General features: G+C 62.0%; 21 protein-coding genes and 3 pseudogenes. 6 read left to right on the top strand and 18 right to left on the bottom strand.

Annotation, left to right across the window (positions count from 1 at the left end; genetic code table 11):
* Positions 1–73: 73 nt before the first annotated feature.
* From N7E02_RS10900 to N7E02_RS10820, 16 genes and pseudogenes are all read right to left on the bottom strand, one after another.
* Positions 74–316: a hypothetical protein gene (locus N7E02_RS10900; protein ID WP_286581928.1), complete on the bottom strand. Its 243-nt coding sequence runs from the start codon at positions 314–316 to the stop codon at positions 74–76.
* A gap of 29 nt (positions 317–345) precedes the next feature.
* The gene (locus N7E02_RS10895; RefSeq protein ID WP_286581927.1) at positions 346–1,500 is read right to left on the bottom strand and encodes a hypothetical protein; all 1,155 of its coding nucleotides are present in this window, start codon (positions 1,498–1,500) and stop codon (positions 346–348) included.
* A gap of 666 nt (positions 1,501–2,166) precedes the next feature.
* Positions 2,167–3,234 carry a glycosyltransferase family 2 protein gene (locus N7E02_RS10890; protein WP_286581926.1) on the bottom strand — a complete coding sequence of 356 codons (1,068 nt, stop codon included), beginning with the start codon at positions 3,232–3,234 and terminating at the stop codon, positions 2,167–2,169.
* A complete protein-coding gene (locus N7E02_RS10885) occupies positions 3,231–3,893 on the bottom strand; it encodes a glycosyltransferase family 4 protein (RefSeq protein ID WP_286583769.1) in 663 nt (220 codons plus the stop codon). Before N7E02_RS10885 ends, N7E02_RS10890 begins: the two co-directional genes overlap by 4 nt.
* Positions 3,894–3,899: 6 nt before the next feature.
* Positions 3,900–4,294 (bottom strand): annotated as a pseudogene (locus N7E02_RS10880) (glycosyltransferase); the annotation flags it as partial.
* A 469-nt stretch (positions 4,295–4,763) separates the two neighbouring features.
* Positions 4,764–5,987, bottom strand: a pseudogene (locus N7E02_RS10875) (glycosyltransferase family 4 protein).
* 14 nt (positions 5,988–6,001) lie between these two features.
* Positions 6,002–6,766, bottom strand: a complete 765-nt coding sequence (locus N7E02_RS10870; RefSeq protein WP_286583767.1) for a polysaccharide deacetylase family protein — start codon at positions 6,764–6,766, stop codon at positions 6,002–6,004.
* Position 6,767: 1 nt separating this feature from the next.
* The gene (locus tag N7E02_RS10865) at positions 6,768–7,778 is read right to left on the bottom strand and encodes an O-antigen ligase family protein (RefSeq protein ID WP_286581925.1); all 1,011 of its coding nucleotides are present in this window, start codon (positions 7,776–7,778) and stop codon (positions 6,768–6,770) included.
* Complete coding sequence (locus N7E02_RS10860; protein ID WP_286581924.1) at positions 7,742–8,095, bottom strand: hypothetical protein; 354 nt, start codon at positions 8,093–8,095, stop codon at positions 7,742–7,744. Before N7E02_RS10860 ends, N7E02_RS10865 begins: the two co-directional genes overlap by 37 nt.
* An 8-nt stretch (positions 8,096–8,103) precedes the next feature.
* Positions 8,104–9,822 carry a GumC family protein gene (locus N7E02_RS10855; protein WP_374730687.1) on the bottom strand — a complete coding sequence of 573 codons (1,719 nt, stop codon included), beginning with the start codon at positions 9,820–9,822 and terminating at the stop codon, positions 8,104–8,106.
* 138 nt (positions 9,823–9,960) lie between these two features.
* Complete coding sequence (locus N7E02_RS10850) at positions 9,961–11,265, bottom strand: lipopolysaccharide biosynthesis protein (protein WP_286581922.1); 1,305 nt, start codon at positions 11,263–11,265, stop codon at positions 9,961–9,963.
* Positions 11,262–13,236, bottom strand: a pseudogene (gene asnB / locus N7E02_RS10845) (asparagine synthase (glutamine-hydrolyzing)). The gene N7E02_RS10850 and the pseudogene asnB overlap by 4 nt, the downstream one beginning before the upstream one ends.
* A 112-nt stretch (positions 13,237–13,348) precedes the next feature.
* Positions 13,349–14,716 carry an FAD-containing oxidoreductase gene (locus tag N7E02_RS10835; protein ID WP_286581920.1) on the bottom strand — a complete coding sequence of 456 codons (1,368 nt, stop codon included), beginning with the start codon at positions 14,714–14,716 and terminating at the stop codon, positions 13,349–13,351.
* The gene (locus N7E02_RS10830; RefSeq protein ID WP_286581919.1) at positions 14,713–15,189 is read right to left on the bottom strand and encodes a DUF4126 family protein; all 477 of its coding nucleotides are present in this window, start codon (positions 15,187–15,189) and stop codon (positions 14,713–14,715) included. The genes N7E02_RS10835 and N7E02_RS10830 overlap by 4 nt, the downstream gene beginning before the upstream one ends.
* A gap of 107 nt (positions 15,190–15,296) precedes the next feature.
* Complete coding sequence (locus N7E02_RS10825) at positions 15,297–15,701, bottom strand: type II toxin-antitoxin system VapC family toxin (RefSeq protein ID WP_286581918.1); 405 nt, start codon at positions 15,699–15,701, stop codon at positions 15,297–15,299.
* Entirely contained in the window at positions 15,701–15,946 is a 246-nt protein-coding gene (locus tag N7E02_RS10820; RefSeq protein ID WP_286581917.1) for a type II toxin-antitoxin system VapB family antitoxin, read from the bottom strand. The genes N7E02_RS10825 and N7E02_RS10820 overlap by 1 nt, the downstream gene beginning before the upstream one ends.
* A 165-nt stretch (positions 15,947–16,111) precedes the next feature.
* On the opposite strand from N7E02_RS10820, the gene N7E02_RS10815 reads away from it, so the two are divergent.
* From N7E02_RS10815 to N7E02_RS10790, 6 genes are all read left to right on the top strand, one after another.
* Positions 16,112–17,953, top strand: coding sequence for a sensor histidine kinase (locus N7E02_RS10815; protein ID WP_374730686.1), 1,842 nt, complete (start codon positions 16,112–16,114; stop codon positions 17,951–17,953).
* Positions 17,950–19,332 (top strand): sigma-54-dependent transcriptional regulator, encoded by a 1,383-nt coding sequence (locus tag N7E02_RS10810; RefSeq protein ID WP_286581916.1) that lies wholly within the window; start codon positions 17,950–17,952, stop codon positions 19,330–19,332. The genes N7E02_RS10815 and N7E02_RS10810 overlap by 4 nt, the downstream gene beginning before the upstream one ends.
* Positions 19,333–19,508: 176 nt before the next feature.
* Positions 19,509–20,012, top strand: a complete 504-nt coding sequence (locus N7E02_RS10805) for a hypothetical protein (RefSeq protein WP_286581915.1) — start codon at positions 19,509–19,511, stop codon at positions 20,010–20,012.
* A gap of 229 nt (positions 20,013–20,241) precedes the next feature.
* The gene (locus N7E02_RS10800) at positions 20,242–21,225 is read left to right on the top strand and encodes a tripartite tricarboxylate transporter substrate-binding protein (protein WP_286581914.1); all 984 of its coding nucleotides are present in this window, start codon (positions 20,242–20,244) and stop codon (positions 21,223–21,225) included.
* Positions 21,226–21,516: 291 nt separating this feature from the next.
* A complete protein-coding gene (locus tag N7E02_RS10795; protein WP_286581913.1) occupies positions 21,517–21,981 on the top strand; it encodes a tripartite tricarboxylate transporter TctB family protein in 465 nt (154 codons plus the stop codon).
* A 10-nt stretch (positions 21,982–21,991) separates the two neighbouring features.
* A complete protein-coding gene (locus N7E02_RS10790; RefSeq protein ID WP_286581912.1) occupies positions 21,992–23,497 on the top strand; it encodes a tripartite tricarboxylate transporter permease in 1,506 nt (501 codons plus the stop codon).
* Positions 23,498–23,716: 219 nt separating this feature from the next.
* Here N7E02_RS10790 and N7E02_RS29590 read toward each other — a convergent pair whose 3' ends face one another.
* Positions 23,717–24,016 carry a substrate-binding domain-containing protein gene (locus N7E02_RS29590; protein WP_353622872.1) on the bottom strand — a complete coding sequence of 100 codons (300 nt, stop codon included), beginning with the start codon at positions 24,014–24,016 and terminating at the stop codon, positions 23,717–23,719.
* On the bottom strand, positions 23,929–24,768 hold the full coding sequence (locus N7E02_RS10785) for a LacI family DNA-binding transcriptional regulator (protein ID WP_353622871.1): 840 nt from the start codon (positions 24,766–24,768) through the stop codon (positions 23,929–23,931). The genes N7E02_RS29590 and N7E02_RS10785 overlap by 88 nt, the downstream gene beginning before the upstream one ends.
* Positions 24,769–25,023 lie beyond the last annotated feature (255 nt).

Genomic DNA, 25,023 nt, shown 5'->3' with positions numbered 1-25,023 from the left:
ACGGTAAGGAATCGGTGATTGGAGCGTCATCCTACAAAAGCATCGATGACGCCTGAAACCGCGGGCCTCAGACCTAGTCGGTCTCAAGCAGAAAGAAGGTTGTCGGGCCGGACGGGGTGTCGTTGGAGAGCGTCAGTTCGATGCGGCCGTTCCCCATCTTCAGGGCTGGGTGTACCGTTCCGTCCAGCCCCACCGGCGACAGACGCCAGCGCGCCAGCCGGTCGTTGAACGAGACGTCTATCCTGCCCTTGCGGATCAGCACCGGAAGCCTGCCGAAATCGTCGATGACGCGCTCGTTCCAATCCTGAAAACGCATGCCGGTATTGCGGGCGTCGGTGGCATAGATCAGCAGGATCCGCTTGGCATCGGCCAGCGACGCGGAGCCATCGATCGCGGCAGCGGCAAAAGCCCGCTGCCGTCGCTGTCCTTTACCGTCACGTTGCCGAGATCGGTCGGGCGAGTGAATTGCGCGAAGGCGAAGGCCTGGCTTCGAGGCGTCGACAAGGCGAGGCTCAGTTCGTTTCGGTTGAGCAGCAGCTGGCCCGTGTCGCTCTCGAACAGGCCCTTGACCGGATCGGTACGGTTCTTCTCCGAAATCAGGCCGGCTTCCTTGAGCGAGGAAAGGATCGTCTCGAAGGCTTCCGGGTCGCGTGGCTGGTTTACCGCCATCGCTTGGCGCAATCCGTCGCTCTTCTTCAGCCCGATGCCGGAGATAAGACCGAGTTCGGTCAGGGCATCCGGCTCTCTCTGCTGCATGTCGTCGTCCAAGTCTTCCTCTCCGCGCACCATGAAGGGAATGGTGTTGCGGGCGGACGCGACGTCGCCGCGACGGAAGGTGAGGGCGGCCAACGTCTCGCTGGCGCGGGCGATCGGATCGAGCGCGATCGCATAGGGCAGCATGGCCCGTTTGTGGGGAAAATCCTCGCCATACTTCAGGATGATCGGTCCATGGCCGTGGCGGCAGAGGATGTCCCAGTTCTGGAACGACGCGTAGGCCGGCATCATCAGCCCGGCCTCGTAGCGATACTTGTTCCAGAACAGGTGGTCGTATTCAGTCATCACGAAGGGCTTGCCAAGCCAGCGGGCCGATGCCGCGAGCCGCATGTAGGCGGCCGTGTCACCGACCGAGCTCTTGTCCTGGATGCTGGAGCCCGACGCGTAGCCAGATACCCAGTCGTGATAGGTGTTCATGGTAACGACCGGCAGGTCCATGCGGGTGAGGCTTGTCTGCACAGTCGCCCAATTGTTGTAGTCGCTGACCATGCCGCGATAGCCGAGGCTGCGGACGAAATCGGTCATCCGCGACGCCGACTTCCGCTCGGTCTCGATGAAGAAGGCCTGCAGGTCTCGCAGGCGCGGGCTGTCGGCGTAGCGATCGAGCGGTAGACGGATGGTCCGGTCTTCCAGGCGCTCGTCCGGCCGCAAGTCCCACCACTTGGCCCGCAGCGTTTCGGTGGACGCGTAGCGCGTGGCAAGCCAGTCGTTGAACGGGCGGCGCATGCTGTCCTGATAGGGGCGCCCTTCTTGTCGGTGACGACGGTGGAGAATTCCATGCCGTTCTCGTTGACGAGAACGATCAGGCTCAGCGCATCGTCGCGGATCGGCGCGATTCCGGTATAGGGGTTCACCCTGCCGAGAAAGTCCTTCACCAGCGTCTGCCAGTGCCGGAAGGCTTTGTCCTCGTAGTTTATTTCCAGACGCAGGCCTTCCGCCGGGTCCCAGCGCTCGAAGTCCCCGCCATAACCGCCATGCCACGAGGTCAGGCCGTCGACCATCCAGTAGATGCCAGCCTTCTTCAGCGCCGCCATCAGGTAATGGATGCGGTCGAGGACTTCGGGATCGAAATCGAAATCCTTCTGCCGGCCGTTCATCAGCGAGGCATCGGTGAAGTGGAAGCGGGCTATATTGTAGCCATGCAGGACGAGCTGGCGGACATAGGCGTCAGCCTCGGCATGGTCGGGAAAGCCACCGGCCGCAGGGCCGAATCCCAGCGAAGCGCAGAACAGGCGCTGTGGCTTGTCCGGCGTTCCGGCAAAGGCGATGCGGCCTTCGGGATTGGCGATCAGCCGATGTTCGGCATCGATCGTGCCATTCGGCAGGAGGCCGGAAAAGTCGAGCGGGCTGCCGGACTGGATTTCCAGCGAGATTTCTCGGACGGGAAGCCAGTCAGCCGGATGCGCGCCCTGTGCCGACCATGTCAGGGCCAGAAGCGTTGTCAGGCTGAGCGCTAAGTTCTTCATCCGGTTCTCCGACGGGGCGACTCTCGATCCAGGATCGCGGGTTTCGGCGTGGTCTCAAATATCCTACCGGAACAGCTACTGCATGGAAGAACCAGGCCACCACGGTATAGAGACCGAGCGAGACGCTGCGCTTGCGATGGGACATCAGAGCGACCACGGCGCAGAAGATGCCGACGACGATGCCCAAGGGCAAGAGTAGACCGGGGACTGCCAGCATGATCACCAGGGAAAAGATGATCCATGCCCAGACGACGGCCCAGAGCCTCAGCTCCGGCAGTTCGCGCAGCATGCGGTAGAAATACGGCTTGCCGGTCGCCGCCCTCAGCAGCTCGCCGATGCCGAACAGGTATTTCGATTTCCAGCGCCGGACGAGCAGTCTGTAGGAATTGACGTTGTGGCCGTAGTGGCTGACGAAGCGGCGGTCGAGCCTGTGCAGCTTCCAGCCGCCGTCGCGCAGGCGGATGCCGAGGTCGAATTCCTCGTAGCCATGCAGGTTGCGGTCGGTCATGTAGCCGATGTTCTCGATTGCTCGGCGGCGATAGAGGCCACCGCCATTCATCCGGTCGATGGAGCCGATGCGGTTTTCCGGCGCATTGCGCTGGACACGACGGGTATATTCGAGATTGTCCAGCATCATCTCCTGGACGTGGCCGGTGACGCCGGCCGTGCGGGGATGCCGTTCGAGGAAGGCAATTGCTTCCAGCAGAAATTCCGGGTCGAGATCCATGTCGCCGTCGATCAGGCAGACATATTCGTGCTGGGCATATTGGTAGCCGAGCTGCGGACCGAGGCCGCAGCTTGGTCGCGCCGGTGCGGTGATCTGGACGATCTGCACCGGATAGCCCGAGGCGATTGTCACCGTCCGGTCGCGGGAGCCGCTATCGGCGACGATGACCTCGCCTTGTCCCTCCGGCAGCGCTGCCAGGGCGAACTCGATCGTCCGGGCAATGTTCTTCTCCTCGTTGAGGGTCTTGATGACGATGGATACCGTCATGGTGTGGACCTTCCCTTTGGTGACTTCATGGCGTTGCGGTAGACCGCGATCGTGTCACGGCTGATCGAGGGCCACGCATAGGTCTGCTCGATATCGCGAATGCGGGAGACCGCTCGCTCAGCTTCGTACGGAGCATCCATCTTGCAGCGCAGAGCGGCAGCCAGGGCGTCGATATCGCCGGTCGGAAAATAGTCTTCGGGCGGCAGATCCACCTCGTGGTTGGCGGGAATGTCGCTTGCGAGGACCGGCAGGCCGTAGCCGAGCGCTTCGAGAAGGGCGATGGGCATGCCTTCGTGACTGGATGGGAGAACGAACAGACCGGCCTGGGAAAACAGGGTTGCAAGGTCGTCGCCGCTCTGGAAACCGGTCAGAACCACACCATCCACATTGGCGGCCACGGTCTCCACCTGTTTCGCATAGCCCGTATCGCGATGGTCGGCTCCGCCGATCAGCGCAAGTTTCCATTCGGACTGACCAAGGCGTGCATAGGCCTGGATCAGGTCAAGCTGCCGCTTTTCGGGAACGAACCGGGCAACCAGCACGATATAGCGGCGGCGGCGCAGCCCAAAGCGTTCGAGAATAGGGCCGGCGATCGGTGCCTGACGCACGGTCACACCGTTCGGGATGTGGGCGACCTTGCTGCCGTATCGAATTTGCATCGTTTCGGTCACTTCGCGCGACACGGCGATGCTGCCATTGGAAAAGCGCATGGCCAGTCGCTCCCCAAGCTTCAGCAGCGACTTTGCAAAACCGTTCCATTTCTCGCGGTCGTAGTCATAGCCGTGATGGGTGACGACGACGCGCAATCCGAAAAGGCGTGCCAGGGGGCGAAGAGCCCCGGGCCGACCGCGTGGATGTGGACGATGTCGGGTCGCTTGAACGCCGCGTAGACAACACTAAAAAACGTGTGGAAGAAGGCTTCCGTCGAGGCGGAAGAAGGCGCCCACAATGACGTGATGCGGACGCCGCGCCATGCGGTAATCGGTTGTTTCGACAAATACCGGCTGCGGCCGACGACCTCGACGTCCCATCCGGACAGAACCAATTCCTGAGCGAGCATCTCGACATGCTTCTCGACCCCGCCCTGAATGTTGGGCACGCCGCGCAGGCCAATCATCAATACGCGGTGGCGAGCGACGTCTCGGTCTGCTCCAAGCTCATGGGAGGGCACGATATCCGGAAGGCCGGGGGAAAGGCTTGGCGGAAAACTCAAACTATATCGCGTCTGGGCTGGACCGGTCGGTTCCTCCACCGGGAGGATACGATCCTGAGGAAGAGCGGAAGTTCCGCTCGCAGGCCGCCTGGCAAAAAGTCGGGACCGGCCGGCCAGCCGATCCGCCTTTGCGCCGGATTCCGTCTTCTTGTTCATCAGCCGCACCAAGAAATCATTTCTTAAGTGAAGTCTTAAACACGGAACCTTCCAAACTTACTACAGGGAATGCTAAAATTTTAATGATCCTGTATAGTTTCAGGCCATTTTTCTGTGGGGTGAGCAAAATTCCGGCACCAATCCAGATGCGAAATCGGCGTCAGATCAGCTCGGTGTAGAGCGCCGTCATTCGCTCTCGATAGAGGAGCTGGAGAAGTTCTCGGCCACCCATTGGCGTCCGGCCTTGCCCATTACGGTGCGTTGGGCTGCGGATCGCTCACCCATGCGGACAAGTGCCTCGGCAAGGCTGTCCGGCGAGGCGGGGGCTGCGGTCTCGCCTGTCTCGCCGGGCCGGATAAGTTCGGGAATGCCGCCGATGTCGCTGCCGATGACCGGGCGGCCCAGCGCATAGGCTTCCAGGACGCTGATCGGCGCGTTTTCGTACCATTCGGACGGCAGGACCAGCGCCTGCGACTGGCCGATCAGGCGGAAGAGGTTTTCGCCGGAAAGATGGCCGGTAAAGGTCGCATCCGCCTTGAGATCGTCGGCCAGTTTCTTCAGCCTCACCTCTTCCGGTCCGGTACCGGCGATGATGAGTTTCTGTCCCGACGTGGCGGCGGCGCGGATCAGCGTGTCCACACCTTTTTCAGGTGCGAGCCTGCCGGCGAAAACGAAATAGTCGCCTTCCACCCAATCGGTCGAAAACGACGCGACATCGACGAAGTTCGGAATATGGACGAGCTTTTCCCGTGGCCAGCCCCATTCGACCAGCTTCTCGCGGTAGAAACGGCTCGGCACGACGAAGCGGTCGACCTTGTTGCGGTAGGTGCCGAGCGTCTTGTGGAGAAGCGTCTCGGCAAAGACCACGCCGCTCAGGGAAGCGATCCCTTGATGCAGCGATGGACCATGACGTTGTGGATGCGGCCGCCCTTGCATTCCTCGCAGACCTTGCCGTCGCGCAGCATCTTGTAGGCTGGACAGGCGAGCTTCAGGTCATGGGCGGTCATGACCGTAGGAATGCCGGCTTTCTTCAGCGTCTGGAAGACGGCGGGCGAGAGGTGGTGGTAGATGTTGTGGGCATGGGCGATGCTGGGTCGCGCCTTGTCGATCAGCCGCTCCAGCTCCTTTGTGCCTCGAAGGAGTATATCACCTTCGCCGCCTGCACGACCTTGTCGCGCAGGCCGATGTCGCGCCCGTATTCGATCTCGGTGACGAAATAGTCCGACCAGGGCGAGGGCAGGTTCTGTTCGTGCTGCATGGCGAAGGGCACGACGTCCCAGCCCGCTTCCTCGAACAGGGCCGTATGGTCGAAGAACACGGCTTCGGCGCCGCCGCGGCGGTAGAAATAGTTGTTGATGTTGAGCAGGCGACGCGTCCCGGTCACCCCGGCGGATGCGTTCATTGGGCCGATCCCGTCCAGCCGAGCGCGCGGGTCGCGGCATCGACGGTCATGATTTCGCAGCCGCTTTCCCTGGCGTGGCGGACAAGCGCCTCGAAGGTCGCCGGCGTGCAGCCATAGGGCGTCGGCACATCCGCAATGTCGTGGGTGAAGAAGACCAGCCAGCCCGGATCCTGCGCGACGTCATCGATCCAGCGCGTCAGGCTGCGCGCATGGTCCTCCGGCTGGCGGATCTCGACCGCCTTGACCATCATTCGGTCGACATCACCGCGATTGATCGCTTCGCCAGCCCCACGGCAGCTGACATAACGGCGTCCGAGTTCGCCTCGGGACAGCGGCCAGGCCGAATTGTAAGGAAAGGCGAAATTGGTCGGCCGGCGGGAAACGCCAGCCTGTTTCAGGTATTCGACGTTCCGGTCGATGTCTTTGCCCAGAGAGGAGCCGTACGTGCGGATCCGGTCATGGGTAAAGGTGTGGCAGCCGATCTCGTGTCCGCGGGTGAAGAGATCACGACAGCCTTCGCGGTCGATCAGCTGCCGGTCCGGTTCGACGACGCCTTCCAGACCGCCGGCGATATAGAACGTACCACGGGCATCGTATTTCTCCAGAATGGCCGCGCCATTGGTCAAGGCCGTATCGGGCACGTCGTCGAAGGTGAAGGTGACGATGGGGCGATCGGTCTCCACCCTGCGCGACGGGCTGGCGAGATCCCAGATCAGCCTGTTGCTCAGGCGGTCGACGATGCTGCTCAGGCGTTCGCTTATGTCAGACACGAGTGGGGTTTCCCTGCTTGGGTGCCGCATCGGTCACCAGATCGAACTTCTGAAGCCGGAACGCGTAGAGTGCGACGGCGAAACTGAACCACTGATAGCTGCCGCTATCGAAAAAGACGGATTCCAGGCCTGCATTGTAAAGCGTGTAAAGCCAGACCCTGACGAAGAGCCTGGTGATATGGGATTGCCCCTCGGGTGCGCCGTCCTTCCGCATCAGGCTTTTCAACGGCATGAAAAGAACGAAGAACAGCGTCATGATCAGGCCCGGCAGGCCTGTCAGCAGCCAGATGTCGATGAAGGAGTTATGGGCGTTATATGCCTCGACTGCCCAGGTCTCGATCGAATTGTTGCTGTAGACGAGTTCACGCGTCTGCCAAAAGGCCTTCATCCCGTAGCCGATGATCGGGTTGTCCTCGATCGCAGTAAAGGCAAAGCGCCAGATGTCGGCGCGGTTGGTAAATGTGGGATCGACGCCGAAACTGTTCACCAGTTCGCGGAACGGCGGGATGACCGCCGAGCCAACCGCGAGCAGATTGAAAGCCGCAACGCCGCCGAGCGCAATCGGAATGCGCAGCGCGCGATAGCGCTCGAAGAACCAGGAAATGACGAGCACCGCCGGCAGCATCGCGGAGGCCGTCTTGCCGCCGGTGTGGATAAGAAAGAACCAGGCGAGGCAGATGATCACGATCCCGAGAAAGCGTGACCAGACACGCATGACGAAGAAGCCGAAGAAGGCGGCCATCACCATGGCGCCGGCCGCGGCGTTCTTGTGGGTGAAGTGGCCACGCCAGAAGCCGGCATTCATCGGCTCGCGCAGCTCTGACGCCTGGTGGATGGCAACGAGCGGCTTGAAGATCACGCCATAATACGCAAAGCCGAGCATGATCAGCGTGCCGATCGCCACCAGCTTGCCGAACTGCCGCTCCGACGAGGGCAGGAGCAGGAAGATCGAGGCGTTCATGACAGTCAGGATGGCAAGCACGATCGTCTTGGCGCTCTGCATCGGATAATTGGATAGGAGCGCGACGATGAAGAACCAGGAAAGAGAGCAGCGAGAAGCAATCTCGGCTGCAGGATGATCGATCGCATCGGATGCGTGAAGCCATAGACCATCAACGAGAGCGTCAGCCCGATCGTGACGATCTGGTTGATGCTGCTGGAGGCACCGGCAGACGGATCCAGCACTGCCGTTCCCGTAAGATCGACATAAGGGTTCGTGGTCACCCAGTAGAAGAGGAAGACGGCCATGAACAGGCACGGACCGATGACGTTCCGGCCGGCGGCAGGTGCGTTTATGTCATCGGCCGTCGCGACTGCCATGGCGTCCCTCAGGCGTATCTTGGTTCGAAGGCGTAGTAACGCCGGCGTGCGTCGCGCAGGTGGCCGGAAAGGCCCAGTGCCAGCGCCAATGCCGTGCCGAGCGCAAAGCCTCCGAAGGCGCCGCCGGCAAGCAGGATCACCGTGCGCGGCGGCCAGCTCTTGCTTTTCGGCGGTACCGGAGGCGAGATCACCCGCACATTGGTGGCATTGATTTGCTGGCGCTCGTTGATCTGGCGCGTGCGCGAGAGATAGGTCTCGTAGACGGCAGCCCTTGCGCGCGCGTCGCGCTCCAGTTCACGCAGCCTGACCTGCGCATCGTTGTCGTTGAACACCGTCGAACGCTCTGCATCCGCCCGGCCGCGAAGCTGCGACAGGGTCGAGCGGGCTTCGTCGGCCTCGGTTTTTGCCGTTTCGAGAATACGGTTCGCTTCTGCTGCGATGGCATTTTCGACGGCGGCCTCTTCCGACTGCAGGGCAATCAGACGCGGATGACGGGCACCGTAGGTGCGGCTCAGCGCACCGATCTGCTGCTGCAGCGTGTTGTAGCTCGTACGCAGCGTCTGCATTCCAGTGGAATCGAAAATCGTCGCGGTCGCCGTCCGGCGATCGGCAACCGCCGAGCGCATCTGGTCGTAGCGCGACTGGGCTTGAAAGACGCGCTGCTGGGCATCGAGCACCTGGGTATCGAGCGCGCTGGAAATACGGCTGCTCGCGAGCTCCCCGGTGCTGGATTCCTGGATGTTGTTCTGGCGTTTGAACTGCTCGACCTTTTCTTCGGCATCGGTCACCGACATGCGCAACTCGTCCAGCCGGCTGTTGATGTCGGCGGCGAGCCGGCCGGCACTGTCGGACGATGAAATGAAGAGTTCGGATTCAAAGGCACGAACGATCGCTTCCGACAATTGGACGGATTTTTCCGGATCGGAACTCCAGACCGCGAGCGTTACGACGAAGGAGCGCTCCTCGCGACCGGCGGTGATGCGATCACCAAGCTCGCGCAATACGGAAAGCTCTTTTTCTTCCGGCGTGGCCTGCGTGGGCGATCCGAACAGATTGCCGAAAGCGGACGGCTTGTTGAATTCCGGATCCTCGGTGAGATTGAGATCCTGGATGACCTTATTCAGAACATTGCGCGAGGTCAGAACCCGAAGCTTGCTTTCGACTTCCAGCAACTGGGAATCGCGCTGGGGATTGGCCGCAAAGACGTCATCGGAAACGACGTTGAGGTTCTGCGGGTCGACCATAATGTCGGTATAGACCGTGTAGCGCGGCGTGGTCATCGTCGCATAGAGAAAGGCTGCGATGACACCGAGCACTGTCATGGCAATGATCAGGGCGAGCTTGCGGCGCAACCAGGTGAACACATCGCCGATGCCGATCTGCGACAGGCTCTTGATCTGCGCGTCGATCACCGACTGGCGCGGAGTTGCAGCCGCGGGTGCGGCCTCGCGGTAAACCCGATCCCGAGCGGGGGAGGCATGCTGTGCCGGCGACGTGGTGGCTGGCGGTGGCTCAGCGGCATGCGGCGCGGCACCATATGGATCTGCAGCCTCATCGATCCGATGCCTGCGCTCGTCCTGTGATGTCTGCTGTGGGGCGTCGAGATGATCGAGCAGGGAGCTGCCATGGCGATGGCGCGTGCCGGCGGTTTCCGCCGTGCGATGGTGCACGGACGCCGGTTCACTCTGCGTCGGTCGTTGGCTATCGGGCTCCCGCGGCCGGTACATCAACACCTCCAGCTGTTAGGGGATATGGGTTGGAGCAGCCATGACGACGAAAACTCCCAATCGCTAATATGCGTTCCGCCGCATGAATTTTGGGTTAACCGGCTGATCCGGCACAAGGTTGTGCACATCTTCTGGGCCTCATCGCACCGTGGCCGGCTCCGCCAGCGGACGGGCACGGTCCTTCTCGACATAGCGAAAATAGACCGTCCAGGCCGCGACGGCCATCAGCAGCTCAATCACGTAATAGGAGATGAAAGTCCCCGTCGGCGGCGCGTACCAAGTTGCCCAAGCGGCCAGCCCCGCGCCAAGCAGGCTGCCGGCGCCCAGCACGGCCGCGCGCGGGCCTTGATGGCCTGCGGCGCCGAGCGCTTCCACCGCTATGGCATAGACGCCGACCGGGATCACGACCCAGCAGAGAATGCGGACAAACGAGACCAGCGACAGATATTGCGTGCCGAAGAGATAGGGCAGGATCGGCGCCAATATGTAGACGGCGACGGCTGCTCCGACGCTGATCGCGAAGGCCGCGCCGAGAATGCGGGTTACCCGCTTCGCCGCGTGGTGTAAGCCGTCCTCGGCGATCTTGGCTGTTCCAGGGTAGACGATCCGGTTCAGTGCATCGACGGAGAGATAGCTGCTCTCGATGATGCGGCGGGCAACGCTGTAGCTCGACATGACCTCGGCACTCGCGACAACGCTCAGCACCAGAAGGTCTGCGTTCTGCCGCGCAGCCTTGAGAATGTAGGGGATGCTGAAGAACATGCCGAGCTTCAGTTCTTCCCGCACGAGACGGAAGCGGGGCTGGCTGAATGGCAGCAGCGCCTTGACGCAGAAGGCCAGCATGATCGCGTGCGCCGCGAACTGCCAGAGGATCCAGCCGGACAGCGTCTCGACGCCGAAGACGAGGCAGGCAAGTACAGCCGAGGCGGTGCGCATCAACGCAAAGCCCATGACGATCATGTTGGCGAAGCGGAAATTCGAGAAGGCGATGAAAACCTGTTCTGTGAACAGGATGCAGCGCAGAAGCACGATATTTGTCACCAGCATGACGATGATCTCGAACTCGCTGATCGGATCATCGGTCGTGGCGTTGAGGAAAAACGGCAGAATAATCGAGCCGATGACGACCAGAGCGATGCCGCTTATTGCGATCAGGATCATGTTGTGGCCGAGCATGTCGGGATACATGTCGTGATCGCGCGCGACGCGCCTGACCAGGCATTCGGTCGCGCCGAGGCCGCAGAGATGCACCGCGATCGAGGAAATGGCGGTAACGGCGACGAAGAGACTGAATTCGTGCACGCCGAGAAAGCGCGCCAGAATGGCGAAGGTCGCCAGCTGTGCTGCCGAACTGACGATCAGGCTTCCGCCCGATGCCGCATAGGACATCACCATGGGCAGAAGGCTTCGCGGTTTCGGGAAGCGGCGAGGGAGTGGCGTCATGGATGGCCCTTCGCGATCATTGCCGGCTCATCATGAGCCGTATCGGCATGTCTGGTTATGAAACGGTCCACCCAGAGCTGGGTGGAGAGGATGCCGACAAAGGCGGCGTTGTCACGGAAGCCGGCGACATCCTGCGCCCGGCATTTGCTGTGAAGTTTCGATACGGCGAGCGGGTTGAACAGCCCGGCCGTGGTGATAGCCCGTTCCGAAAACATCTCGGCGACATAGGGTTGTTCTTGTCTGTTCGGACCGGTGAACGAGCCGCTGTCCGGTGCGCGATAGGGCTGTTTTTGTCGCTCGGTCACGCTTTTGGGCAGAAGATCCTTTCCGGCCTCGCGCAGGATATGCTTCTCGCGCAGTCCGCGGAGCTTGGCGTCGGGCGACAGCCGGCAGGCGAACTCGACGAGGCGGTGGTCGAGGAAGGGGAAACGTCCCTCCACGCCATGCGCCATGGCCATCCGGTCGCCTTGGCTGGAGAGGATGTAACCCGGCAGCAGCAGGCGGGCCTCGAGATATTGCGCCTGATGCAAAGGATGCCAGCGGCCGAAGCGTTCCGGCAGGCGGGCGGCAAGCTCCTGCGCCGCGTCGTAGTCGCCCAGTGTCTGCCTGAGGTCGGTCGAATAGAAGATCTTTGCCGCAGCCGTATTCTTCATCCGCGGGCGATGGGAGAAGAGCAGATCGGCAGGATCGATCGCGCCGGCGCTGAAGAAGGCGGAGAGATATTCCGCCGACTGCTGCTTAAGTCCCGGGAGATAGGGATAGAGCTTGCGGAAGAGATGCGGCCTGATCTTCGAGCCCGGCTGGCGGGCGCAGAAACGACGCACCTTTGCCTCGCGAAAAATGTCGTAGCCCGCAAAGATTTCGTCTGCACCTTCGCCGGTCAGCACGACCTTCATGCCGCTTTCACGCACCAGCCCGGCCAGCGTGTAAAGCGGTGCGGGCGCGGTTCTGAGGATCGGCCGTTCGGCGAAATTGACGATATCGGGAAAGCTTGCGGCAATCGCATCCGGCGTCGAGGCGATCGAGCGGTGATGCGTACCGATCGCGGCCGCGACCTGGTGCTGAAAACTGCTCTCGTCATGTTCGACGCTGTCGAAGGTGACGGAAAAGGTGTTGAGCCCGCCCGGCGCTATCGGTGCGGCGAGTGCCGTGATCAGCGAGGAATCGAGCCCGCCCGAAAGGTAGGAGCCGACCGGGACGTCGGCGCGCATGCGCAGCCGTACCGCATCGGTCAGCAGTGCCCGTAGCTCTTCCTGATGATTAGAACCGTCCGCCGGACCACTATCGTCCGCATCGGGGAAATCTAGCGTCCAGTAGTAACTCAGTCGGTTCTCGCCGCCTTGGCGGACCAGCATCTGGCCAGGCTCGAGCTCGAAGATGTTGCGGAAGGCGGTGCGGGGGCGATCGGTGCCCAGAGCGTGAAGATCTGGTCGAGTGCGATCGGATCGAGTTCCGCCTCGATGCCGGGCACGGTGAGCAGGGCTTTCACTTCCGAGGCGAAGTAGAGCGTGCCCTGATGCTCGGTGTAGAAGAGCGGCCGCACGCCCATGCGGTCGCGCGCCAGCATCAGCCGTCGTTCATAGCCGTCCCAGATCGCGAAGGAGAAATCGCCGTTCAGCCGCTCCAGGCAGGCTTCGCCATGGGTGGCGTAAAGCTGCAGTAGCACTTCGGTGTCGGAACCGGTGTGGAAGGCGATGCCGCGCGCCTTCAGTTCGTCGCGCAGTTCAACGTAGTTGAAGATCTCGCCGTTGAAGGCGATCGTGTAGCGGCCGTCGGCGGTCGACATGGGCTGCTGGCCGTCAGACAGGCCGACGATCGAAAGCCGCACATGGGACAGCCCGATGCCGGGTGCCGCCCATATGCCGCGGCCGTCAGGCCCGCGATGTTCGATCGCGTGCGCCATCGCCGACAAAGGGCTTGGCGGCCTTCGACGCCACATGCCTCACCTACGAAGCCAGCAAAACCGCACATCTGTTTCCATCATGAACAGGCCAATCAGCCCGTTCGTACAAGAAAGAGCTTTCTAATATAACTAGGAGATCCCTAAAATTCTATCAAAGCCCGAAACAGGACACATGCTCGGCTATCTCATCGATAACACGACGGTCGGCCAAAGTTCTGAAACTGTTGGATGAATCGGCACCGCCCAGCGCAGATCATCATAGTTCGCACCGACATTCATCAGATCGAGAACGCCGTGGATAGCTTCGTCCCCGCCGGTGCCGAGCAGTGCCGCACCGAGGATCTTCTTCGTCCTGGCGTCAGCGATGATCTTCATGAAGCCCTGAGTCTCGCCCTTTTCGACAGCCCGGCCGACATTGGTCATCGGTCTCTTGCCGACGAGGACGTCGTGGCCGGCCTTGCGTGCTTCCGCTTCGCCCATACCGACACGGCCGAGCGGCGGATCAATAAACAGCGCGTAGCCGAGAAGCCGCTGCGAGACCTTGCGGTCCTCTCTGTCGAAGAGGTTGGCGGCGACGATCTCGAAGTCGTTATAGGCCGTGTGGGTGAAGGCGCCGCGGCCGTTGCAGTCGCCGAGCGCCCATATGCCCTCGACATTGGTGGCAAGCCCGTCGTCCGTCTTGATGAAACCGCGTTCGTCCAGTTCGACGCCGGCCTTGTCCAGCCCGAGATCGTCCGTGTTGGGGCGTCGGCCGACCGCGAGCAGCACGTCGGAGCCGATGACTTCCGGATCGCCTTCGTCGCAATTGACGCCGACGGCGATGCCGTCCGCATGCTTGGCAAAGCGGATGCATTCGGCATTCGTACGAATATGGATGCCCTCGGTCTCGAGGATCTCGCGCACCGCGGCGGAAATATCCTCGTCCTCGCGCCCGACCAGCCGTGGACCTTTTTCGACGACCGTTACCTCCGCGCCGAAGCGGCGATACATCTGCGCATATTCAAGCCCGATATAGCTGCCGCCGATGACGACCAGATGTTTCGGCAGGCGGTCCAGCATGACGATATCCGCGTTCGTCATATAGGGAATGTCGCCGACACCGGCGAAATCCGGAATGGTGGCGCGGCAACCGACATTGAGAAAGATCTGCGGTGCGGTCAGCAGCTCGTCGCCAACGCGGATGACATTGCTGCTTTCGAACCGGGCATGGCCGCGGATCAGCTCGCAATGCTTCATGCCCTCCAGCCAGTGCTCGTTGCCGTGGCGGCTGTCGAGCGTCACCTTGTGCGAGCGGCGCATGACGGCGGGCATGTCGATCGTTACGTTACCGCCGATGCCGACGCCGTATTCCGATGCGCGGCGGGCAAGGTGGGCGGCATAGGCGCTGGCGACCAGCGTCTTGGTCGGCTTGCAGCCGGTATTCACGCAGGTACCGCCGACATGCTTGCGTTCGATGATGGCGACCTTCTTGCCCGCATCGTTGAACCGGCCGGCAAGCGATGGTCCGGCCTGGCCGGCACCGATGATGATCGCGTCGAACGTTCTCATACCGTCGGTGCTCCCGGCAGGAGCAGCACGATGACGATGGCGGCGACGATGGCGACCGCATCCTCGATGAAAGCGGCCGGCGTGTCCTTGGCGAAGATGTCGGCTAGCTTTGCCCGCGCCGCCGCGCCGCCATAGGTGCCGATGACGGCGCCGAGAATGCCGGAGACGAGGCCGGCGATCCAGTAGCCATAGGGTGTGCCGATCGCGGCACCGGCGACGGCACCCGTCAGAAGGCGTGCACCGAACTGCTGCGGTATCTTACGGCTCGGTGTCGTCGGCAGCTTGTCGGTCACCAGTTCAAGAAAGGCGAAGATGGTCAGGATCAGCACTGCCCATTTGGATCCGAGAAATTCGAGCCACGTTCCGGTCAGGTCGAGCCAGCCGAGCGAGGCGGCCCAGGCGACAACGGCCGGTGCCGTCATGGCGCGAAGGCCGGAGACGACGCCGATGAAAAGCGCGAGCAAGGAAACCATAAAACAACCCCTTCACCGCGCAACGCGGCCACCCTCAATAATTGCCGTTCGAAGCGATATCACACCGTGCGTGATGCGTCTTTAGGCCATAAGGTATTGGCCGCGCCTTAAGGAACTGTCTGCAGGTCGGTGGCGCGAAACTCATCGGCAGTCGCGAGGACGGACGCGTTGTAAAACTTGGCGCAGGCATAGTGCAGGCAGTCGCCGAGATTGAGGCCGTGACGGCCGCTGCGATAGCGGTCTGCGGCGAGCAGCGCCAACCGTGTCACCTCGGCCGCAGGTGGAAGGTCGCGAACCTCGATGCTGCGCGCTTGCAGAAACTGCATCACGATAGGTTCGACAGCCGGGACGGGCAAATTGAACTTGTCCTGACGCGCGAGGCTCAGCACACATTCAAGCAGCGCGACTGGTGACGTGAACGGCGATCTCGCCGATGCAACCGCATCGGAAACACGTTGTGCTTCCGGCTCATCGGAGAGAAGAGCGACTATGGCGCTGGCATCGACGAACATCAGGTCTTGTCCCATAGCTCGTCATAGGCTGCGCGGGGCAGGGGCTTGCGAGCCGTTTTACTAAGCTTGATGCCGTGGCTTTCGCGCAGCCTGGCGGCCGTCTGCATCGGCGTCTCGGCTTGCGTCCGGCGGGTGATCGCCTCGCGCATGGCGATGACGATCGCGTCGGTAATGCCGACGCCCTCCATCTCGGCAAACTTCCGGGTCAACTCGTCTGCTTCAGGATTGTTGACATTAATTGCCACGGTCATCTCCTATGTAGATGAGATCTGATTTCAATGTAGATCGGCCGGGCTGCGTTTCCAAGAGCCATGGGGGTGGCTGTCAGTTGCCGACATTACCCAGTAGCAAAATCTCCGTGTGTCCGTAGAATGCGCTACCTTTGGTCGAGGAGGAGGAGCCCTTCGGACGTGAAGCATCGTATTGCGGCAGTCTTCGTTCTGTCTCTGGCGGTCGGCCTTGTGCTGGCTTTCAGGCTGCATGGCTATGTTGCGCGCAGCTATATGGACGAGGCGCGGCTGCAGGCGGAGACGACGCTGAGGCTGGCGGTTTCGGCGCTGGACGGACATCTGAAGCGCTATGAGGCGCTGCCGGCACTGACCGCCGATGACGAGATCATCGAGGTGCTGATCCGCGATCCCGGCAACGAGACCTTGATGCTTGCCGCTAACCAGTATCTGAAAGCGGTCAACGCGCTGCTGAAATCCTCCGATATCTACGTGATGACGATGGATGGCGAGACGGTTGCCGCCAGCAACTACGATTCCGCCGTCAGCTTCGTCGGCGAGAATTTCAGCTACCGGCCCTATTTCCAGGAGGCCGCACGGGGTGAGCAGTCGCGTTTCTTCGCCGTCGGCACGACGTCTGCCAAGCGCGGTTATTATTTCAGTTCGCCGATCGTGATGGATGGAAAGATCCTCGGCGTCATCGTCTTCAAGGTCGATCTCGATACGATCGAGGCGTCCTGGACCGGCGGTGACGACCGCATCTTCGTGTCCGATCCGGAAGGCATCATCTTCATGACCGGCAGCGACGAATGGCGCTTCGCCGCCATCCTGCCGCTGACATCGGATCGCATTGCCCGCACCGAAGCCTCCAGGCGCTATGCGGACGTGAAACTGCACGAATTGCCGCTCACCTATGGCACCTTTGCCGGCCACGAGACGATGCTGATCTCGAACGCCTCCCAGCGTGGCAGCGGTAGCGAGCGGGAATATCTCTTCGTCTCGCAGGCCATGCCGATGGCCGGCTGGACGGTGAACGTGCTGATGGATACGGCCTCGGTGCGCTGGCAGGCGCAGACGACGATGGCAGCCGTCTTTCTCGCCATCTGCCTTGCGGGCCTTGCACTCGCGATCGTCCTGCAGCGGCGGGCGCGGCTGAAGGAGCGCATGCTCCTGCAGGCCGAAGCGCAGAACGAGCTGGAGCGGCGGGTGGCGGAGCGCACCGCCGATCTTGCCCGGGTCAACAGCCGCATCGAGGACGAGATCGCCGAACGACGCCTCACCGAACAGCGACTGCGCCAGACCCAGGCGGATCTCGTGCAGGCCGGCAAGCTCGCCGGTCTCGGTCAGATGTCGGCGGCACTTTCCCACGAACTGAACCAACCGCTGGCGGCCGCCAAGACCTATGCGGAGACAGCTGGCCTGCTGATCGAGCGCGACCGGATCGACGAGGCCGGCGACAATCTGAGGCGTATCTCGGCGCTGATCGATAGGATGGCGTCGATCAGCAAGCACCTGCGCAACTTTGCCCGCAAGCCGAACGAAAAACTTGGTGCCGTCAGCGTCGAGGATGTCATCCGGGATACGATCGACATCGTCTCGGCCCGGCTGAAGGCTGCCGATGCATCCCTGGAAATCTCCGTCGAACCATCGCTGCCGCCGGTCATGGCCGGCGCGATCCGGCTGCAGCAGGTGCTGGTCAACATCGTCACCAATGCGGCGGATGCCGTCGAAGGGCTGAAGGATCGGCGCATCGATGTCACGGCATCCGGTGTCGGCGAGAAGGTCCTGATCGTCATCCGCGATCGCGGGCCGGGCGTGGCGGCGGCCATTCGCGAACGTATCTTCGACCCGTTCTTCACCACCAAGGGTGTCGGCAAGGGGCTGGGTCTCGGGTTGTCGATCTCCTACAACATCGTCAAGGATTTCGGCGGCAGCCTATCCGTCACCGATCATCCGGAGGGCGGCGCGGTGTTCACCATCGAGCTCGACCAGGCCGACGGCGCGCTGATGGAGGCTGCCGAATGAACCAGCAACGGGTGCTTCTGGTCGATGACGAGGAGGAGCTCAGGCGCTCCACTGCCCAGGCACTGGAACTCTTCGACCTTGCCGTCGACACGTTCCCGAATGCGGAAAACGTGCTGGAACTGTCCGGCTTCGGCTTCGATGGCGTCATCGTCAGCGATATCCGCATGCCGGGGCTCGACGGCATGACGTTGCTGCATCGCATCCGCGAGCTCGATGCGGAAATCCCGGTCATCCTCGTCACCGGCCATGGCGACGTGCAGCTGGCGGTGAAGGCGATGCGCGAGGGCGCCTATGATTTTCTCGAAAAGCCGTTCACGCCGCAGCATCTTGCCGGCGTCATCCGCCGGGCGCTGGAGCGGCGTTCGCTGATCCTGGAAAACCGGCGCCTGCGGGCCGTCGCCGGCAAGCGGGACGACATGGAGGCGCGCATGCCCGGCCGCACGCAGGTGATGGTCGACCTGCGCTACCGGATCCGCGCGATCGGTGCGACGGATGCGGATACGTTGGTGATCGGCGACACCGGCGTCGGCAAGGAGGTAGCGGCCCGCGCGCTGCACGAGATCAGCCCACGGGCCGACCGGCCGTTTATCGCCATCAATTGCGCGGCACTTCCCGAGACACTGATCGAAAGCGAGCTTTTCGGCCATGAAGCGGGCGCGTTCCCCGGTGCGATCCGCCCCCGCTACGGAAAATTCGAGCATGCGCGGGGCGGGACGATCCTGCTCGACGAGATCAGCTCCATGCCCTTCGACCTGCAGGCCAAATTCCTGCGCGTGTTGCAGGAGCGGGTGATCACCCGTCTTGGATCGAACGAGACGGTACCGCTCGACGTCCGCTTTATCGCCACCAGCAAGGTGGATCTGGAAGCCGAGGTGGCGGCCGGGCGTTTCCGCGCCGATCTCCTCTACCGTCTGAATGTCGCGACGCTGCATGTCCCGTCGCTGTCGCAACGGCGCACCGATATCCCGCTGCTCTTCCTGCAGCTCGTCCGTGAAGCCGCCGCCCGCTATGGCCGCGAGGACATGATCGTGCCGCCGGATGTCGTATCGTCCATCGCCCAGCGCGATTGGCCTGGCAACGTCCGCGAGCTGCGCAACGCCGCCGATCGGCTGGTTCTTGGCCTCGATCCGGGCACGGGAGAACCGGGGACCGCAGCTCAGGATAACACCGGTCGCCTCGCGGAAAAGGTCGCCGCCTTTGAACGCAATCTCATCGCCGGCGAAATCGCCGCCCATGGTGGTGCGTTGAAGCCCGTTTACGAAGCCCTCGGGATCTCTCGCAAGACGTTGTACGAGAAGATGCAGAAGTATGGGCTGGACAAGAAGATACTCGGTGTCGACGGGGTGAGCGGTGACCATGGCAGAAGCCAGGTAATATAGGTTTTCGAGAGCGCCTGGCTCTTGTGATCGATGATCATGCTCTTGCAGTGCCCGTTTTGGCTTAGGGGCGTCGTGCGAGCGTCGCCGAATGTGGCATCGTCAGCGCGGTCGAGGGCGCATCGAGGCAGTGCGGCAATTGACGTGTTGCGCAAACACTTGGCCGGATGGAGCAGGAAATGTATTTCGACGCACAGGCCGTCGTGCTGACGGCTGCGATCATCTTGATCCTCGTATCGGCAACGGTTGCGGCTCATCTGGTCTGGCTTACGCGTCTCTCGCGCTCCGCGGTATTGTCCGGCAGGCCCGGCCCCCAGCGCGCTGCGATCTTGCTTGTCGCCTGCATGTCACCGGTCATTGGTTTTTACGTCGCAGAGGTCGCACAATGGTGGCGGAAGCACGATGGCCCAGCCAGACACGGCTTTTGGAAGCCATTCGCCCTTGTCACCGCGAGCACGCTTGTCTTGACGCTATGCGGCGCCGTGCGCATGGAGTTTAGATATTTGCCCGAAGACCGCGACCGGGGACATCTGATCGAGGTTTTCTACGGACAATTTGGGGCTTTGGTGTTGGTGCAGCTTCTGCTGTTCATGTTCGTTCGGGTTTTTGCCGCAAACTGGCGGATGGCGTATATCGCAGGGGCTGGCATCATCGTTGCGCTCTATTCCTTGTTCATATTCTGAGCGCCCATCCTGCTGTGAAACACCTTTGCTTCCCGATCCATGGGTGGATTTCCACCCATGGTGGATGCTGCTTGTCCCCTAATCCACCCATGCTGCGATGCGAGCGCGATATTATCTCATGGGTTGCAAGTGCGGGCCGATTGCCAGGGTTCCCGGGGGCTCGCAAATGTCCCCACAAGGCGCAGGAGGAGACCGCGCCGGCTGACATTTATGTCCCGAGGAGGAAAACATGAAGCTTCTGAACGCCGTTCTCGGCGCAACCGCGCTTGCCGCCCTGTCGCTCTTTTCGGCACAGGCTGGCGCGCAGACCTATCCCGAGCGCCAGATCACCATGGTCGTGCCGTTCGCGGCCGGCGGCCCGACGGATACGGTTGCCCGTCTCGTCGCCGAATCCATGTCGAAGGATCTCGGCCAACAGATCGTCGTCGAAAACGTCGGCGGTGCCGGCGGCACGCTCGGCGCCGGTCGCGTGGCTGCCGCGGAAGCGGACGGCTATACCGTGCTGCTCCATCATATCGGCATGGCGACCAGTGCCACGCTCTACCGCAAGCTTGCCTATGACACGCTGAATGCCTTCGATTATGTCGGCCTCGTCACCGACGTGCCGATGACCGTCGTCGCCCGCAAGGACATGGAAGCGACCGACCTCAAGGGTCTCGTCGAATATGCCAAGGCCAATGCCGACAAGGTAACGGTTGCCAATGCCGGCATCGGCGCCGCTTCGCATCTCTGCGGCATGCTGTTCATGAGCGCCATCGACACGCCGCTCGTCACCGTGCCTTACAAGGGCACCGGCCCGGCGATGACCGATCTTCTCGGCGGCCAGGTCGATATCATGTGCGACCAGACCACCAATACGACGAAGCAGATCCAGGGCGGCACCATTAAGGCTTACGCCGTCACCTCGCCTGAGCGCCTCGACATCTTCAAGGACCTGCCGACCGTGAAGGAAGCGGGCTATGAAAGCATGACCGTCGGCATCTGGCACGGCATCTACACGCCGAAGGGTACGCCGGCCGAGATCAACGACCGCCTGTCGAAGTCGCTGCAGTTGGCGCTGAAGGACGAGAATGTCGCAAAGCGTTTTGCCGAACTCGGCACCAAGCCGTCGGATGAGGCGGACGCGACGCCAGCCGCGCTGAAAGCCAAGTTGGAGACAGAAATCGCCCGCTGGAAGCCGATCATCGAGGCCGCAGGTCAGTACGCGGATTAAAGTGCGGTAGCCGGATGGGGGCGACGTCCAGCGGCGACGCTGGAGCACGCTCTACCCCCCTCTGGCCTGCTGGCCATCTCCCCCACAAGGGGGGATCACGCGCCTCATGATCACCGCGTCCAACAGACGTTGAGTGGTCAGAAGAAGCATAGAATGCAAACGCCAAAGTTGATTGGTGAGCGGTCCCCCAGCTGATCTCCCCACATGTGGGGGAGATGCCCGGCAGGGCAGAGGGGGCGAACTTGCTCCAGCCATCAACGCAAGACCATCTCCCACACAAACGGAGACACCATGAATTCCCAGTCAATCGACAAGGCAAACCTGATCTGCGGCGTGCTGCTGGTGCTGACCGGCATCTTTTTCGCCTATCAGTCGATCGAACTTGAACTCGGCACGGCGTTCCGCATGGGGCCGGGCTATTTTCCGTTCATTCTGGCGCTGGCGCTGATCCTGTTCGGCGCGATCATCCTCATCCAGGCCTTTCGCGCCGCAGCCAGCGAGCCGATCGGGCCGATCGCCTGGCGCGGCATCGTCTTCATCCTCGCAGCGCCGATCTTCTTCGGCATCACGGTGCGCGGCCTCGGCTTCGTGCCGGCGCTGTTCTTCACCGGGCTGATCGGTGCTTTCGCCTCGCACAAGATGACGCCGCTCAAGGCTGTCGTGCTCGCGGCGCTGCTCACGGCCTTTTCCGTGCTCGTCTTTTCATACGGGCTCGGCCTGCCGTTCCAGCGCTTCGGACCTTGGGTCCGGTTTTAGGAATTGACTGATGGATCTGTTCAATAACCTTCTCCTCGGCTTCCAGACCGCCGGCTCGATCTACAACCTGTTCTTCTGCCTGATCGGGGTATTGCTCGGCACGCTGATCGGCGTGTTGCCCGGTATCGGCGCGACGGCGACGATCGCTATGCTGTTGCCGATCACCTTCCAGCTCGAGCCCGTTTCGTCGCTGATCATGCTCGCAGGCATCTATTACGGCGCCCAATATGGTGGCTCGACCACGGCGATCCTGATCAATATGCCGGGCGAGTCTTCCTCGGCCGTCACCGCCATCGACGGCTACCAGATGGCCCGCAAGGGCAAGGCGGGGGCGGCGCTCGCGATCGCCGCGATCGGCTCATTCTTCGCTGGTACCGTCTCGACCTTCCTCGTCGCCATCTTCGCGCCGCCGCTGACCGAAATTGCGCTGCAATTCGGTGCCGCTGAATATTTCTCGCTGATGGTCGTCGGTCTCGTCTCGTCCATTGCGCTCGCACACGGTTCGGTCATTAAGGCGCTCGCCATGGTGGCGCTTGGCCTGCTCTTGGGCCTTGTCGGCACGGATATCTATACCGGCGCGCCGCGCTTCACCCTCGGCATCCGCGAATATGCCGACGGATTGAATTTCGTCGCCGTCGCCGTCGGTGTCTTCGGTATCGCGGAAATCCTGCGCAACCTCGAAAACGAGCGGACCCGCGAAGTGCTGATGGCGAAGGTTTCCGGCCTGATGCCGAGCCGCGAGGATATCCGCGAGATGATCGCACCGGTGCTGCGCGGCACGGCGATCGGCTCGGTCCTCGGCATCCTGCCGGGCGGCGGCGCGATCCTTGCCTCGTTTGCCTCCTATACGGTGGAAAAGAAGGTCTCGAAACGTCCCGAGGAGTTCGGCCACGGTGCCGTTGCGGGCGTCGCCGGACCTGAATCGGCCAACAATGCAGGTGCGCAGACCTCGTTCATTCCGCTTCTGACGCTGGGCATTCCGGCGAACCCGGTCATGGCACTGATGATCGGCGCGATGATCATCCAGGGTATCGTTCCGGGGCCGAATGTAGCGTCGGAACAGCCGGCGCTGTTCTGGGGCATCATCGCTTCGATGTGGATCGGCAACCTGATGCTCGTCATCCTCAATCTACCTCTGATCGGGCTGTGGGTGAAGCTGCTGACCATCCCTTATTACCTGCTCTTCCCGATCATCATGGCCTTCTGCTCGATCGGGGTCTACAGCGTCAATTCCAACGTCTACGACCTCTATGCCGTCGCCTTCTTCGGCTTGCTCGGCTACCTGCTGCTGAAGCTGCGCTGCGAGCCCGCACCGCTGCTGCTCGGCTTCGTGCTCGGGCCGCTTCTGGAAGAAAACCTGCGCCGTGCGATGATCCTGTCGCGCGGTGATGCGACCACCTTCGTCACGCGGCCGATCAGCGCCGGCCTGCTGTTCATCGCAGCCATCGTGCTGGTGGTGGTGTTCCTGCCGAGTGTCAGGAAGAAGCGCGAGGAGGTGTTTGTCGAGGAGGATTGATAGTGTGAGCATGGGGGCGTCGGCGCTAGCCGGCCCCTCTGGCCTGCCGGCCATCTCCCCCACAAGGGGAGATTAGCTGGGCGCCTGCTCCTCGTTTCAACATCATCCGACCCTGATGACTCACAGCTCAATGGAAGTGGTGAACGTGCCGCATGTGATCTCCCCTTGTGGGGGAGATGCCCGGCAGGGCAGAGGGGGTGTTGTCCACGGAGAGTAACGTCACACCCTCAGCACCGCCTGCAATTCCCCCACCGGCGTTGCCCCCGCAATCCCCTTGAGCAGCAGCGCCGCCATCAACATTCCGGCTTCCGACAGATCCTCATAGATCGTCTCGATCCGCGGCCTGACCTGGTCGAACAGGCCGGACGTCTGCTTGGCCACCAGCCTGACATCGCGGTCGATCTCGAGCCCGAGGTCGTGTGCCGCCGACATCACCGCCATGGCCGACACTTCGCCGCCGCAGATGAAGCCGTCCGGTGGATCGCCTTGCGCAAGCCGGGCGGCGACATGCTCACGCACTGCATCGGCCTTGCTGTCCAGCGTGATGCCGCTGGCGATCTCGAAGCCGACGCCTTCCTCCTCACCGCCGTCATGAAGCCGTGGCGCATGTGGTGGTGGAACGTGAAGCGTTCCGGCGGCAGGATGATGAACAGCCGCCGACAGCCGGATGCGATCAGCCTCTTGGCCGCATTGTAGGTGAAGAGGTAGTTGTCGTAATCGACGTAAGGATGCGGCGTCGCGAGCTCCGTCCTTCCGTGACAGACGAAGGGAAAGCCGGCCTCCACCAGAAATTTCACCCGCTCGTCGGACGGCTCGGTGCGGCTGAACAGAATGCCGTCGGCCATCCTGTTGCGGACGATGTGCCTCACCGGATCGATCTGCGGCGTGTCGGAAAAATGCGGCGTGATGACGAGGTGATAGGGCGTGCCGCGCAGCGCCGCCGTCATGCCGCGGATCATCGACGTGCCGTAACCGAGAATTTCCTCATGCGGATCGAGGATGAGGCTGATGACATTGGTGCGGCCGGTGCGCAGGCGCTGCGCCGCCCGGTCGGGCAGGTAGCCGAGCTGGCTTGCTGCCTCCTGCACGCGCTGGCGCGTCTCCCTGGCAATATGCGGATCGTCGCCCAGCGCGCGGGATACGGTCGTCACCGCAAGCCCGGTCAGTTCGGCAATCGTCTTCAATGTCGGCTTGGTTCGGGAGCCGGAACTCCCGGCCGGGTTTGCGGGCCTGCCGGCCCGGCCGTCGCCTTCCGCATCATCCAGCGGCATGTCATGTCCTCCGGTCCGACGCCAATGCGTCGAACACCTCGATATATATCGTTACAAATTCCGTGACGATTTCCAGAAATTTTTTCACCAACCTGCAAATTCGGCTTATCGCCACAATTTCCTTGATGAAAATCAAACCGATAAGAGTTGATCGGAAAGACGGGCGAAAACCTATGGCTGTGGGTTGACACGTCCCGCGTTTATATCGTTATAAATTCCCCTATCCGGAGAGGAGCCCGGATTAGAGGGAGATAA

Source organism: Terrirhizobium terrae, from assembly GCF_030323265.1.
Taxonomy (GTDB): domain Bacteria; phylum Pseudomonadota; class Alphaproteobacteria; order Rhizobiales; family Rhizobiaceae; genus Neorhizobium.
Note: the sequence above shows the minus strand (reverse complement) of the source record. Positions and strands in the feature narration are given on the sequence as shown.

Excerpts from the sequence above, each read along its gene's own strand:
- N7E02_RS10900 (WP_286581928.1), bottom strand. The coding sequence starts at position 316 with ATGCGTTTTCAGGATTGGAACGAGCGCGTCATCGACGATTTCGGCAGG.
- N7E02_RS10895 (WP_286581927.1), bottom strand. The coding sequence starts at position 1,500 with ATGCGCCGCCCGTTCAACGACTGGCTTGCCACGCGCTACGCGTCCACC.
- N7E02_RS10890 (WP_286581926.1), bottom strand. The coding sequence starts at position 3,234 with ATGACGGTATCCATCGTCATCAAGACCCTCAACGAGGAGAAGAACATT.
- N7E02_RS10885 (WP_286583769.1), bottom strand. The coding sequence starts at position 3,893 with ATGCAAATTCGATACGGCAGCAAGGTCGCCCACATCCCGAACGGTGTG.
- N7E02_RS10865 (WP_286581925.1), bottom strand. The coding sequence starts at position 7,778 with ATGCAGAGCGCCAAGACGATCGTGCTTGCCATCCTGACTGTCATGAAC.
- N7E02_RS10860 (WP_286581924.1), bottom strand. The coding sequence starts at position 8,095 with ATGGCAGTCGCGACGGCCGATGACATAAACGCACCTGCCGCCGGCCGG.
- N7E02_RS10855 (WP_374730687.1), bottom strand. The coding sequence starts at position 9,822 with ATGTACCGGCCGCGGGAGCCCGATAGCCAACGACCGACGCAGAGTGAA.
- N7E02_RS10850 (WP_286581922.1), bottom strand. The coding sequence starts at position 11,265 with ATGACGCCACTCCCTCGCCGCTTCCCGAAACCGCGAAGCCTTCTGCCC.
- N7E02_RS10835 (WP_286581920.1), bottom strand. The coding sequence starts at position 14,716 with ATGAGAACGTTCGACGCGATCATCATCGGTGCCGGCCAGGCCGGACCA.
- N7E02_RS10830 (WP_286581919.1), bottom strand. The coding sequence starts at position 15,189 with ATGGTTTCCTTGCTCGCGCTTTTCATCGGCGTCGTCTCCGGCCTTCGC.
- N7E02_RS10825 (WP_286581918.1), bottom strand. The coding sequence starts at position 15,701 with ATGTTCGTCGATGCCAGCGCCATAGTCGCTCTTCTCTCCGATGAGCCG.
- N7E02_RS10810 (WP_286581916.1), top strand. The coding sequence starts at position 17,950 with ATGAACCAGCAACGGGTGCTTCTGGTCGATGACGAGGAGGAGCTCAGG.
- N7E02_RS10805 (WP_286581915.1), top strand. The coding sequence starts at position 19,509 with ATGTATTTCGACGCACAGGCCGTCGTGCTGACGGCTGCGATCATCTTG.
- N7E02_RS10800 (WP_286581914.1), top strand. The coding sequence starts at position 20,242 with ATGAAGCTTCTGAACGCCGTTCTCGGCGCAACCGCGCTTGCCGCCCTG.
- N7E02_RS10795 (WP_286581913.1), top strand. The coding sequence starts at position 21,517 with ATGAATTCCCAGTCAATCGACAAGGCAAACCTGATCTGCGGCGTGCTG.
- N7E02_RS10790 (WP_286581912.1), top strand. The coding sequence starts at position 21,992 with ATGGATCTGTTCAATAACCTTCTCCTCGGCTTCCAGACCGCCGGCTCG.
- N7E02_RS10785 (WP_353622871.1), bottom strand. The coding sequence starts at position 24,768 with ATGCCGCTGGATGATGCGGAAGGCGACGGCCGGGCCGGCAGGCCCGCA.